Consider the following 13101-nt stretch of genomic DNA (forward strand, 5'->3'; position numbering starts at 1 on the left):
TAACAGCGAACCCCTTAATCTTGCGGGTTCGCTGCTGGAAGATGAATAACAGCCTCTGTTCCTATATTCTTTTGACTTTTAAACTCTAACACTCCCCCGAGCGCTTCTATAATCCGGAAAGTCACCATAAGCCCCAAGCCTGTTCCTTTGGTTTTATTCGAAAAGTAAGGTTCTCCTAATCGTTTTAACTCTTCTTCTGTCATTCCACTTCCGTTATCTTGAATATGAATTTCAATTTCTTGATCTTGCTGTTCTGCCCAAATATGAATTTTGCCTTCTTCCGGTAAAGCTTCAATACTGTTTTTGACGATATTAATCAACGCTTGCTTAAACTTGGACGAGTTCCCTCGAATCTCAATATCTTCCGGTATATTGATACTGATCGTTCCGCCTGCTAATGTAGCCAGTGGTCGCATAATCCCTTCGATATGTTGGAATTCTTGCGATAAATTCAGTGTGTTTATTTTATCAAATTCAGGCTTCGCAAAGGTAAGAAAATCTGTAATAATCGCTGATGCCCGATCCAGTTCTTCTAAAGCGATTTTTAAATGTTCACGGCCTTTATCATCGGTATTCATCTGTAATAATTGCAAAAATCCTCGTGTGACTTGTAATGGATTACGTACCTCATGGGCGACAGAAGCAGCCAGTTCGCTAATAATATCCATTTTCTCTGAGCGTTGTAATTCGTTATTGAATAGTTCTAATCGGCTAGAGTAAAGCACCATTTGTTGATGATTTTGTGCAAATCGTCTTGCCATTACAGAGATCAACGATATCACAAAAATCATAACTCCCCATTTCCACAGGGTCACACTATAGGCGCCTCCTTGAATATAAAACCATGTTAATTCTCCACCGCTAATCAAAGCAAAAATAGAAAATCCAGAAGCAAACAAAATCGCATCTTTATTTTTACGGAAAGCATAAGTGATTGCGACTACCATCAAAATTAACAATTGCACAATCAGTAAAATGCCTAATATTTTGACAGAAATAAAGTAATAAATAGAGAAATAGCGTTCACTGGTCAAAATATTAAAAACCATTGCCATCACACAGATAAAAGAATACGCATATTGTATCTTTTTCATTTTGGTGATAATCCCTTTGTATCCACTACCAAATACACATTCAAAGAAATAAAGTAATGCAGGCAATAATATAAATAAGCTTAAATCCAGTAAAACCGAATACAATTTATAATACGTTGGATAAAAAGTAAACAAAAATGGCGAGTAAGTTACCACTAATATGCCCAAAGAAAGAATGATGGCTGCTAGACTAAGCCACATGCGTAATTGATCGCGGCGCAAGAATACAGAACAGATCACCATGACCAACGATATAAAGATACAAGCACTGCCCAGTACCACATCAATCAGATCCGAACTAACATACTGGATTAACATATCCTGATAATCGCCGACCATAATCCCTTGCTTGAGACTAATCTGCTCACGAGCGGACTCAACCCAGATATACAGCATCTTATAAGAATCTTGCTTCATCAGTGGAAGCAACAATTGATTTTGTTCATACGCATAACTTCGCTTAGATTCAAAAATCTTATCTTTATCCAAATAGACGATAATATGTTTACCATTTAATTCAGGAATCAATACACCTGCTGTGTTCCATGTAAGTTCAGGCAATGGTATACGAATCCATGCTGAGGAACTATTAACCGGTTTGCCATCTTTCATAATTTCGGAAGAGATCCATGAGCTATCTTGTTCACTTTCCCATGGTTTGGATGTGAGTGTATTTTGAGATTGCCATTTGATTTGCCAGTAATTAATAGACTGACCTGTTCGTTTTTCACTTTGAGTTGAAAATAAAGATAACGCCAGTACGACTACTATAACTGCGATTAAAACCCCTATTAAGGCTTTGGACAGAATCTTCATTTCAGCACCTCATTATAAATAAACTATCGAATACGTATTTCTTGGAAAATATACCCACCTCTATGTATTATACTTGCTCTCTCACTTCAGAGATACCATTAATTTCATAACCAGAAAAGGTCTACAAAACATGGCAAAAAGCCTGTTATATCGACTGTTTTTTCATTTGTTTAAGCTTTATTTTATGAAGTGGTGATTACGCTTTCGGAAACATGAACTATACTAGATACCTTATCAATAAATAACAAAAAAAGACAATACTATTCATAAAAATAAGCATTTATCGTTTGGTTATAGGCAGACTAGGGTAAGCACTACTCATATACGGACGTATTGGAGGGAATTAATAATGACAGACAAAGAACATTACGACGACGTATTTTGGAAAACACGCAACACTCTTTTAAATGATGAAGATTCACAAACTAACATCGATGATGAATTACCTGAAGATGCTAAAAAAGCAGTGATTTTACCTGAAAAGATGGATACACCTCTTTTTGGAGAACTTGCTGATGAAGAAGATGCAGGTCCGCATCCTAGCACTGACCCCGAAGATCCTGAATCTGATGCTGCTCATCTTAACCATGAGCCCAAAGATAAAGAATAATGTGATATTTTATATAAATTAAAATGTCACTTATTAAAAGAAACCTGTTCTCACGTAAATAGTGAAAACAGGTTTCTTTTTGTATTTTAAAATAGCAATATCCCCGGGATGATCATTATTTGCGACCATAATCGGCTTTGATTTCGCCCCAACTTTTCGTTTCCCATTTTAGAATTTTATTTTCATACTTGTGTGTCCGTAGCCATTGTTCAGCACGATCGACCAGATCCCAGATTTCAGCTGTAGAAGCATCACGAACCAATGTTGAAACTGCTTTTTTCTGTTTCACCCATTTTAGAGCATTGGCAGAATCACTATAGATCGTTCGGTTACTTCCTTGACGGTGAAGATACGCCAGCGCATGCACAATCGCTAGAAATTCACCCAAATTATTGGTTCCTTTGGCGATTGGACCGCAACTAAAGATCACTTTGCCTGTCTGTGTATCGACCCCTTGATACTCTACAGGCCCTGGATTGCCACGTGTGCCTACATCTACTGAGATGCTGTCATACTCTATTTGATCTTTGGAAATCGTAGAGGAAGACGAAGTGCGTTTGCTATAGCTATTCCCGCTACTGGAAGAACTGGAAGAGGAACTACTTTTTCCTTGTCCCCAATGCTTTTTCCATCCTTCTGCATATACTTTTTCAGCTTCAGCTAACGTTTCATACGATTTATATTTTGCATCTTTGTATCCATTGGTATTTTGCTGACAATCTGCCCAAGAGCTGTATATCCCCGGACGATGCCCTTCCCAGACTACATAATATTTTGACTTTGCCATACAGACCTCCGTATTTGTATTACATGTTTAATTTGAATGAGATGACTTTTCAAGAACAGGAATCTTCCAACTGCGCCGTTTGACAAAAATCGCACAGACCAACAACATCAGTCCATTGATTACAAATACCCAGCGAATATCGATCCAATGTCCAAGTAGACCACCGATAATGGGCCCTGCCATCGTTGCGATCTGGGAAGCGGATTGATTTAAGCCAAAAGCTCTACCGCGAAAATCAGACGGTGTGACTTTGACAATCATAGCGTTGATCGAAGGTAAGACTGCCGCATAAAATAAACCATATGCAAATCGCAATATACCAAATCCCCAAATATTCGTAAAGAAAAATTGCAGAAGATTACCAATCCCACTTCCTAATAAACCAATAAATAAAATTTTTCCATATCCTATTTTACCACCTATTTTGCCCCAGCGTGGAGCCATAATTAATGTGGCTACACCTACCGCAGAGAAGACGATTCCTGAACTTAAAGAAGCATTATTGCTGGATACGCCTATACTTTGCACATAGATAGTAATCAACGGTTCCAAAATCATAATCGAGAAGGTGCTAATCCCTGCAAGAGTGAGCAAAGCGACAAATATCGGATTACCAGCGGCTTGCTTGAGATCATCACGTACATGAGAACGCTTAGCAGAACGATTAAAGTTATGTTCTTTCGCCCAGAATGTAGCGATAAGAGCTGCAATCAATACAATACCTGCTGAAAATAAAAATGTATTTCGATTACCAAAATAGTAACTGACGACTCCACCGATCAGTGGACCTATGATCGTTCCTGTCGCTCCTGATGTTGCCATCACACCAAGCGCATAACCGGTTTTGTTCTCTGGTGTATTTGTTCCAACAAGAGCGATCGATGCAGGAACGAATCCAGCAAGCAACCCTTGAAAAATACGCACCACTAGAAATAAATACGGATCGGTCACAAAATAATTAATCAAATATAAAGCCGCTAGACTAAAGCCTGAACGAATCAACATCGGTTTCCGTCCATATTTATCCGATAATGATCCCCAAAACGGTGAAATCAAAGCACTGGCTAAAAAGGTAATGCCGAATGCGACCCCTGACCATATTTCCAAATTGCTTGTCACGCCCAAATCTGCTTTTAGAAAAATAGGTAAAAATGGGATCGAGATCGAATACGCTGTACTACAAAAAAATACACCTAACCACAGTACAACTAAATTTCGTTTCCATGAAAAGTCTTCGATAGCTACCACGTATGTCTGCACGCCCTTTCCAGTAGACAAGTCAAATATCTTACATTCTACTCTTGTTTAACCCAATATCCAAATTCATGATCTACAAATAAACAAAGTGATACCAATTTATAAGAGAGCGATTGCAATATTATAAATTCGGGTAAAGTACATGTAAGCCAAATCCATGATTAACGAAATCAAAATAGATGTACTTATAACCTAAGGGAGATGAATGATAATGAACAAACCATTTGACGATAATAGAGATGCTGCGGCACAAGAATATAACAGATACCGGACAACAGAACCAGTCACTTCCGATATAGAGGATGAATTACGTACGATTCCTGAAAATGATCTTGATATTATCAATCCTACTGCACGTGATGAAGAAGGTATTCAACCAATCACAGGTGAAGATGTAGCTGTACGTGAAGCAAATGCAGAACTTGAAAATGAACATGATGTGACTCCATACAGTATCGATCTAGATGTGGCAGAGACACCGATTGATACAGGTAATGATCTAAATAGTGATCCATTGACCGATTTGGAAGATGTAACACTGGATGATGAATTCCCTGATATTCCAGATGCAGATGTATTAGATGGTGAGACGCCTGTTGATCCAGCCGCTGTACCTTTGGAAGATCAAGATGCGCATGGAACCGATATATTAAACGGATCAACAGGTGAAGACGAACCCGATCGTTTTGGACGTTAATAAGGAGGAATAGATATGAGTACTCATGATAAAGATCAGGACAAAGAAAAGAAAAACTTGGTCACTGAACGCGATAATGATGATGAATTTGGATTGTTCAAAGAAGACTCTTTTCCCGATTCTGCTCCAGACGAGATTCAAAAAAGAGTGATCGATAATGAACTTCCTCACGATAACGAGTTACCACGTCATGAGAAAGATAAAGACAAGCCTGAAATCGAATAGAATGTGATTAAATAAAAAGAACCTTTCCTTATTCATCTTAGGAAAGGTTCTTTTTATTTTATATTAAATGTTATTCTATTCTCTACATATTCTACTTACGTCTTCTCAATAACGATAATACAAGTACTATCCGGTAAAGGAACCGATTCGCCCCATTCATCCATCATTTTGACTTTATCTTGCAAAGCTTCGGTATATCCTGCTTGTAAAAAAGATTCTGCATGAACTATATTTGCCGATGTTCCTAAAGTCTGTTCGATAAATGCACGATATTCAGATGGTGTTAAGTAGCCGAATTGTTCCTGTACTTCATGTACATATGCTTCTTCTCCCCATGTGTACGTATATAGAAATTCCATCGCATCGTTCACAGGCATCAATACTTCTTGTTCTCCGATCACTTCAAACTGAATCGAACGACCGGCAAAATCTTGAGCATATCGTTGTAATGTCGGTAGACCATCTTCTTGTAAAAATTGAATACGTCGCTTCTGCCCTGTCGGTTCTGTCATAATGCCATCTCGAATAATAATCCGTCCACCTGTGGATAACACATCGTACGCACTGGATAGTGCTGCTGCTACCGTTTCCAGATTGAACTTTTTGCCCTGAAATGGAATATACGAATATAACTCATGTAGAATCGACGAAAATAATACACTATCTACACTTCCCGGTTCGACGATATCTCGTAACGCTAGCGCATCGCCCTTTTTCACTTCCCACGAACGACCTTCTAACTGCTTTTTGCGCTGTAACGCTTCGATCACATTTTCAGAAATATCTATTCCGATTGCTCGCTTATCCGACCATTCTTCTTCGATCAAGTCTAGCATCACACCGCCACCCGGGCCGATATCAATAATCGTCTGACCGACAATATACTGAAGTAAGATTCGTTTGTAATCGACGGTCTGATTCATCATTTCCAGATAACTTTCTTCATTATGAAAACGATCATACGCATCCCGCCGTAATCCAAATAGATCGAATAATAACAATACTGCTTTTTCATATAATGGAGATTTCTCTGCTTCGATACAGAATTCGATTAATTTCTCTGCCGCTGGTGAAAAAACAAAGTTAAAAAAGACAGTATCCGCAATATGAGGTTCTTGTACACATTCATACTCCAAATGCGGACTATCTTGTACCCATTTACCGGAAGACAACTGATCCCATGACCAATCACCAAGTACTTTTTCGATGATTCGCTTTTTGTAGACATTCACTTTTTTGATCCCTTTATAATCGTAATACATCGTATTCATTAGTCGTTCAAAACTAATATGTCGTACCCCTTCAGGAATCATCCGACTGATCCATGTGAATATTTTGGCAAACTCTTCAAATGAAAAGTCTTGCAACGCCGCTTCTACATACCAGAATGTCTGATCGTGAAGACGTTCAAAAGAGGATACTACCGGAAAATCAGTATTCAACTGATGCAGACTTTCGGCAGTATTTTCCCCTTTGTTGATACTGGCAGTACGCAAACGCAGGATACGATCTTCTGTTGTCCACCCTACCGGTTGCTGGTCATACACGATCGGTTGAATTAAAGAAAGCACATCGTCTTGTACCTTTTGCCATAACTCTGGAGATACAGCTTCTATAATACAGCGATTCAAAACAAGCAATGTGCTTTTCATTTCTTCAGGAGACAAGATACCATGACTGACTTGATCGGTAAGCGGAAGATTTTCTGCAAAAGGTACTTCTCCACGCAGACATTGACCTATCAGTCCATGCGTACGAATCAATGTAGCTACCAGTTGTGTCCGTTCTTGCTCTGGATCGGCTGAAGCATGCAGATACAGTTCTGCTGAGCCTTCATTATGTACAAATAAATTAATCCCTTGTTCTTGCCAGCGTATCCGCTCACGTACTGTTCCACCTTTGGCTGTTTCCGACCAGATCAGTACTTCTTCGATCAGTTCTTTTTGCCAGAACGATACTCGTAATTGATCTAATATACGTAAAGTACGCTCTACATAATCAAGCACCGGATTCGCATGGCTTAATTCTTGTAAAGTCGTTACACGTTCCAGATTCACAATACGTTCTTCTGCGGATACCAAATATGTTAACCAGAGCTGTGGCTGTTCTACCGTCGGATATCCAAGTTCTCGGTAATGTTCTATTGCGGTTAATGAATGTAGCATCGGTTCACATCCTTATTTTCTCCAGAGTATAGGGTTTAGGGTTATTGTTAGTTTACCCGTTTTGACATCTATTGATCATAAAAAAAGCGTTGAACATGATGTTCAGCGCTCTTTATTTTATTTGCCCATAGGTGATTCGACGAATTCTTTACCTACCGAATATCGTTTATCTTTGTTAATAATATCTCCCAACCAACGGCTTAACTTCACACCACTCTCTTCTGCGGTATAGAAAACACGTGATGGAGATAACGTATGCGGAGTACTTCGCTTTTTGGTGCCCACTCCATAGTCGGTTACAAAGTAATAATAATTTTCTAATTCTTGATCCAATTGACCCGCTGAATCGAGCATACCTTGAGACCAACTTTGAGTCATCGTGTCGTCCCCACTCACCAGTCCAATCGTCTGTTGATTCAGCACTGCTTCATAAGAAGGTAATACTTTATCATATAACGTATTCGATTGTAGCAAAATCGTATTGGCTGGCAATTTCTGTGCATTATAACGAAAAGCAGCAGCAATAATATCTTCTTCAATCGGATAACCGAAATGTTGTTCGAACTTGGATTGCCAGACCTCATCCATAATATGATGCCACTGATGAGAGGATAAATACGAACCATCTGCATAATGATAAATCTGAGCATTAGGATACTGTTCAGCAATATGAGGTGCCCAGAAGGCTGATCCAAAACCGCCTGCACTGGCTCCTGCGATAAATAATTTGTCCGGCTCTGTCATATGATCGAATAACCAATCTAATCCTTTTAACGTATTCGGTCTGCCACTGTAATGAGCAGTAAAATGAATTTTACCTTTTCCTTTGTACTTCACTTTATTGTTACCAATATGGAAGTCTCCTGTGGCATAAGGAATATAGACAATCGTCCAATCGTAAAAAGGATTATCTTCACGATGATTATCGAGCATACCGCCTAATAAGTCAGTTTTGTAAAAAGGAATATTGGCAAAATAATAACCTAATTCTCGATTATGCAACAATGTACGTAGCCCAAATGGCTTGGAGGCTGTATTGCGATCCCAGCTAATCCCTCCACCTGAAAAATACACAACCACATTATTACTTCTTCCCCGCTTGGTCAGCAGGTAGTACGGTGATCCATCGCCTGCAACCACAATACCGCTTAGATCCACACGATTCCATTTGTATAATGGAGACTCTTCAAAGCTTACTACACGGGTAGGACGCTTAATTACAAATAAAATGACAACAACGACAACCGCTACAATAATCAACCATTCAATGGTGGTCAAAACCATGTTGATTCCTCTTTTCCCACTTACTCTTCCTGTACGATAAACACTTTGGTTTTGCGCGGTGTACGATTCGCCTTTTTACCTTTGAGTAGCCATAGATCTGGTGTATCACTTACATCTTTCACTTCTAATTGAAAAGAAGTATTCGGTAACGTTCGATTAAAACGCAAAAATAAGCGATTACCATCTACAGCTGATTGACTGACTTTCAACTCATAAGATTTACCCAATCCTGTGGCTGGATATAACGTTACTGTACCGATCGAATGAGGATCAATGCGCTTATTGTAAATGATCATCACTTCATCAGGCGCTATACGTAGACCTGATGAAGGTAACGGAGGCTCTGCATACATATACCCACCAATATGGTATTCATAAGCGGTCCAGTTCTGATATCCAAGTGAATACGCATGATGTTCCATCTCATCAATCCAGCGTCTTCCTTTGATCATACTGGATTTGGAGCCGATATCGGCTTGAATCCCGAGTGGTAATTTGGGATATAAAGCTCGTATAGGTGCAGCGATACTTTCATAATCTCGTATATAATTAGACGGTAGACCTCGCTTCATCCAATCCGGCCAGTGGGTCTGTAGCATATGCATATCTGGCTTCACTAAATCGATCATCGCTAGTGCATCCAACCCTTGCCATTCACGTAGTTTCTTTGTTGCTTCTGCATCACGTACAGCCAGTGACCATGTAGCGACTTTGATATCCGGGCGCACATCTCTTGCTCCATGTTCGCCATTAATAATTTCATGGATTAATCCATTGACTGCTTCTACACGCATCTCTACCCAGCGTTCGTAAATATAAGGAATCTTTGTATAATAATTGGCTGATGAAGAATGGGTAAAGTTCGGCATGTCCATACCATATTTATCTTTAAAAGCTTGCTGTGCAAGCGGTCCTACATCTCCATAGACTCCACGCTCAATCCCATTCCATTCTGGAAAATAAGGTTCGGCAATCTCAATGCCATCAAAAGGAACATTTTCGACTAAATAAGCAATCACTTCTTTTTTCCATTGAATATAATCGGTTGAAAAATGAGAAAAACGCTCAAATCCATCATTGATCGGCTTGATCAATTCCATACGCCAGGATGACCATGCTTCAGGAGCAAGTTCAACACTGAATGTACCGTTGCCTAGCACCAATGCCCAGACAGCGATTTCTCGCCGTTGTAAAGCTTCTACTAATAACACATCAACCTGCTGTTCATTAACAACAAAATAATGAACCGTTCGGTATCCGGCAAGTGCCAATTCATCTGCTATACTATCTGGCGAACGGTTCGCATAATACGGAAATAACGGATCAATCTGTATACTTGCACCATGCATTGCCCATGGACGATTACGCTGTAGAGGTGTATTCATCGTCTTGCTCCTCCTGCTCGGTATACCGGTGGTTTTCGTTTACGCCAGAACAACTGAAGAGATCGGTGTGCACACCACAATGAAAAGCCAGTAAAGATCACACCCCATATCACAGCTGGAATCCCAAATTGTTGGGCTAATCCTGCTGCATCTCCTGCTCCCGAAGGGCTGGTAATACTAAGCCAAAGAATCGTAATCGAAGATAATACGGATTCTTCTAGGGTCAAAAATAAAATCACTAAATAATACCCATTACGTAACCATTCCGGTGCAATCATCATCACACCACTTACAATCACAAATCCGATTAACCAGTATAGGCCGAACCCCTGATGCACATACAAGATCAGCATAATGAGTCCAATCATACCCGTTAGCAATATGCCTGCTTTTTGCTTGCGTTTGTGATACAGGTAAAATAAAACAATCACAAAAATCGAAGAACCCATATATCCTGCCAATCCGATCGGAAGTCCACTCCAGGTTGAACTTATCGTGGTATAAGTCACTCCACTATGGTCTGCATTGAGTTCTATACCACTTACTTGACCGGATGTAATCAACGTAATCATGGCATGCCCGAATTCATGAATCATCGTATTCAAATTACGAAATAACGAGGAAAATGGAATCAACCGCGTCAAAACAGCAGATGCGATTAACAGCAAAATCGTATTTAACCATTTATTCAAAAGGTCACACCCTTACTATATTAAGTTGCTATCTTAAATATATCGCTTTACGATCTTTAAATCCATCTTCAACCTTTACTCCTTATGGTATAATTTGTGAATCAAATCATTCCTAAAGGAGGCTCTATCACTGTGGAACATAACGATAAAGTGGAACAACTGGAACAGCGTATACGCAGGCTTGAGCATGAAGTTGCTGAATTGAAGCAATTTGAAATGCAGCGCAGACAGGCTTCAGCACCTCGTCCACCTGTTCCTCCCCAGCGAACAGCTCCACCATCTGGTTCACCTTTCACTCCGCCTCCGCCAGAACCTCACTGGCAAGGCGCTCACGTGAATGCACCACCACCTAATGCAAATTATGGCGTGAGACCACAACAGGGGCAGTATGCAGGTGCACAACGTCCATCTGCACAAGCACAGCAACCGCCTTATACGCCACCTGTTCCTAAGCCACCCAAAGACTGGGAACATCTGATTGCGCGTGTATGGTTACCACGTGTGTTTATCGTTGTCCTTATTCTCGGGATTGTATGGGGATTTATTGCTGTCGTCAAAGCAGGCTATTTGTCTGAACCGATTCGTTGCATTTTAGGCGTACTTGTAGCGGCTGTGCTGTACTGGTTAGGAGAACGTGAGGTCAGCAAAGAACGACCCGCACTTGGCAAAGTCTTATTAGGCGGCTCAATCGCTATTCTGATTTTGTCTATTGTCGCATCGTATCTATTATATGATCTGCTTCCGTTTATTTTTGCGTTTTTACTTTATATAGGCGCACTCGTTTTTGCTGTCTATATTGCTCTTAGTCAACGATCACAATCGATTGTTGGGATTACATTGGTTGCAGGTTATCTTGCACCCGTCTTAATTGCACCTACTCATCCGAATCTATGGATATTCGCTGGATTTGAAACGATTTTCTCAGCGGTCATGTTAGTTGTAGCTATGAAATATTCATTCCGGGTCAGTTATATCCTGGCATTTGCATTACTACATATTACGCTTGGATTGAGTATGATCTGGTATGGCTTCTCTGTGCAAAATGTAGTAGCCGTTTTGGTTCAGCATGCTGTGATTTTAGCGATTTCTGTACTCTGGAAACAACGCAATACTAGCATGCAACTCGGTGTTCTATTTACCAGCTTCGCCTTTGTCGGTGGCTGGCTTACGATTTATTATCTGGATGGCAGTGAGACAGGCGCTCGCTGGATGATTGCTATTCTATCGCTCATGTACAGCATTTTGTATGCTTCAGGTATTCAAAAGCGTACTCCTGTCGGAATCGCTTATCCTGCAATGGCAATCTTTGGCTGGTTCTTATTATTAAATATGATTCCCAATTTCCCGGCTCGTATGGCTGTGATTTTGGTAGAAGGTACACTTGCGTTCTTACTCGCTCTTCGATTCCGTAACAAATTGCAATTGGTGCTAGCTTGTATTGTATATGCTTATGCCTTTTTGGCAACGTTCCTTGTTCCGATTGAACGATTCTGGTCTGCACATACATTCAACTGGTTAATTTTACTGATTACGATTGCTGTGATCTATCGTATTATCGGCAAATTTGTACGTTCAGATGATAAGAACTATGGTTCACTGTATCGCAAACGTTATATCTTGATGTGGGCAGAAGCGATATTAGGATTGGTCTATATCAGCCAACTGGTACAGGTCGCTTCAATGTCGCAAAATGCAGATGTTCGTCATCTTAGCCTTTCCAGTGCATGGATTATCTATGCGATTCTGATTATCGTGATCGGGATGGTTGTTCAGAAATCCAAACTGCGGATTATCGGAATACTGTTTATCTTTTTCACATTACTCAAAATTATTTTTATCGATCTTCCTGATATTTCGATTGGTGTACGTGCGATTCTGTTTATTATATTAGGTGTGGTTGGACTCGGATTATCGCGTCTATTCTACAAACGTCGGGATACGAATGGACAACCTCCATTACAACAGCAAGAAATATCGAATCCTGCCGAGCATCACGGTACAGATCAACAACATACTGAAGGCAACAAGGATGATCATCCGCTAAACGATCCAAAACCTAAAAACAATGATGATCTTTCATAAATGAAAA

11 protein-coding genes are annotated in these 13101 nt (G+C 40.0%); 4 read left to right on the forward strand and 7 right to left on the reverse strand.

The window, feature by feature from the left end:
• Window positions 1–14: 14 nt before the first annotated feature.
• A complete protein-coding gene (locus PaeCFBP13512_RS03340) occupies window positions 15–1910 on the reverse strand; it encodes a sensor histidine kinase (RefSeq protein ID WP_137221140.1) in 1896 nt (631 codons plus the stop codon).
• A gap of 349 nt (window positions 1911–2259) precedes the next feature.
• On the opposite strand from PaeCFBP13512_RS03340, the gene PaeCFBP13512_RS03345 reads away from it, so the two are divergent.
• A complete protein-coding gene (locus tag PaeCFBP13512_RS03345) occupies window positions 2260–2520 on the forward strand; it encodes a hypothetical protein (RefSeq protein WP_137221142.1) in 261 nt (86 codons plus the stop codon).
• A gap of 115 nt (window positions 2521–2635) precedes the next feature.
• Here the strand turns inward: PaeCFBP13512_RS03345 and rnhA are convergent, their stop codons facing one another.
• Together rnhA and PaeCFBP13512_RS03355 are read right to left on the reverse strand one after the other, a co-directional pair.
• Complete coding sequence (gene rnhA / locus PaeCFBP13512_RS03350; protein WP_137221144.1) at window positions 2636–3307, reverse strand: ribonuclease H; 672 nt, start codon at window positions 3305–3307, stop codon at window positions 2636–2638.
• 27 nt (window positions 3308–3334) lie between these two features.
• Entirely contained in the window at window positions 3335–4585 is a 1251-nt protein-coding gene (locus PaeCFBP13512_RS03355) for an MFS transporter (protein ID WP_241669258.1), read from the reverse strand.
• Window positions 4586–4775: 190 nt separating this feature from the next.
• Here PaeCFBP13512_RS03355 and PaeCFBP13512_RS03360 point away from each other — a divergent pair, with 190 nt between their 5' ends.
• Both PaeCFBP13512_RS03360 and PaeCFBP13512_RS03365 read left to right on the forward strand, forming a co-directional pair.
• Window positions 4776–5261 carry a hypothetical protein gene (locus PaeCFBP13512_RS03360; RefSeq protein WP_069326672.1) on the forward strand — a complete coding sequence of 162 codons (486 nt, stop codon included), beginning with the start codon at window positions 4776–4778 and terminating at the stop codon, window positions 5259–5261.
• A 15-nt stretch (window positions 5262–5276) separates the two neighbouring features.
• Window positions 5277–5486 carry a hypothetical protein gene (locus PaeCFBP13512_RS03365; protein WP_069326673.1) on the forward strand — a complete coding sequence of 70 codons (210 nt, stop codon included), beginning with the start codon at window positions 5277–5279 and terminating at the stop codon, window positions 5484–5486.
• 95 nt (window positions 5487–5581) lie between these two features.
• Here PaeCFBP13512_RS03365 and PaeCFBP13512_RS03370 read toward each other — a convergent pair whose 3' ends face one another.
• The 4 genes from PaeCFBP13512_RS03370 to PaeCFBP13512_RS03385 all read right to left on the reverse strand — a co-directional run bounded on the left by PaeCFBP13512_RS03370 (window position 5582) and on the right by PaeCFBP13512_RS03385 (window position 11012).
• Window positions 5582–7651: a class I SAM-dependent methyltransferase gene (locus PaeCFBP13512_RS03370; protein WP_137221146.1), complete on the reverse strand. Its 2070-nt coding sequence runs from the start codon at window positions 7649–7651 to the stop codon at window positions 5582–5584.
• 117 nt (window positions 7652–7768) lie between these two features.
• Complete coding sequence (locus PaeCFBP13512_RS03375; RefSeq protein ID WP_069326675.1) at window positions 7769–8935, reverse strand: pectin acetylesterase-family hydrolase; 1167 nt, start codon at window positions 8933–8935, stop codon at window positions 7769–7771.
• A 20-nt stretch (window positions 8936–8955) separates the two neighbouring features.
• Window positions 8956–10320 (reverse strand): N-acyl-D-glucosamine 2-epimerase, encoded by a 1365-nt coding sequence (locus PaeCFBP13512_RS03380; protein ID WP_137221148.1) that lies wholly within the window; start codon window positions 10318–10320, stop codon window positions 8956–8958.
• Window positions 10317–11012, reverse strand: coding sequence for a M50 family metallopeptidase (locus PaeCFBP13512_RS03385; RefSeq protein ID WP_137221150.1), 696 nt, complete (start codon window positions 11010–11012; stop codon window positions 10317–10319). The genes PaeCFBP13512_RS03380 and PaeCFBP13512_RS03385 overlap by 4 nt, the downstream gene beginning before the upstream one ends.
• 132 nt (window positions 11013–11144) lie before the next feature.
• Between PaeCFBP13512_RS03385 and PaeCFBP13512_RS03390 the strand changes: the two genes are divergently transcribed.
• Complete coding sequence (locus PaeCFBP13512_RS03390; RefSeq protein WP_137221152.1) at window positions 11145–13094, forward strand: DUF2339 domain-containing protein; 1950 nt, start codon at window positions 11145–11147, stop codon at window positions 13092–13094.
• Window positions 13095–13101 lie beyond the last annotated feature (7 nt).

The sequence above is a fragment of the Paenibacillus sp. CFBP13512 genome (assembly GCF_005233705.1).
Taxonomy (GTDB): Bacteria; Bacillota; Bacilli; order Paenibacillales; family Paenibacillaceae; genus Saccharibacillus; species Saccharibacillus nuruki.

Excerpts from the sequence above, each read along its gene's own strand:
- PaeCFBP13512_RS03340 (WP_137221140.1), bottom strand. The coding sequence starts at position 1,910 with ATGAAGATTCTGTCCAAAGCCTTAATAGGGGTTTTAATCGCAGTTATA.
- PaeCFBP13512_RS03345 (WP_137221142.1), top strand. The coding sequence starts at position 2,260 with ATGACAGACAAAGAACATTACGACGACGTATTTTGGAAAACACGCAAC.
- rnhA (WP_137221144.1), bottom strand. The coding sequence starts at position 3,307 with ATGGCAAAGTCAAAATATTATGTAGTCTGGGAAGGGCATCGTCCGGGG.
- PaeCFBP13512_RS03360 (WP_069326672.1), top strand. The coding sequence starts at position 4,776 with ATGAACAAACCATTTGACGATAATAGAGATGCTGCGGCACAAGAATAT.
- PaeCFBP13512_RS03365 (WP_069326673.1), top strand. The coding sequence starts at position 5,277 with ATGAGTACTCATGATAAAGATCAGGACAAAGAAAAGAAAAACTTGGTC.
- PaeCFBP13512_RS03370 (WP_137221146.1), bottom strand. The coding sequence starts at position 7,651 with ATGCTACATTCATTAACCGCAATAGAACATTACCGAGAACTTGGATAT.
- PaeCFBP13512_RS03375 (WP_069326675.1), bottom strand. The coding sequence starts at position 8,935 with ATGGTTTTGACCACCATTGAATGGTTGATTATTGTAGCGGTTGTCGTT.
- PaeCFBP13512_RS03380 (WP_137221148.1), bottom strand. The coding sequence starts at position 10,320 with ATGAATACACCTCTACAGCGTAATCGTCCATGGGCAATGCATGGTGCA.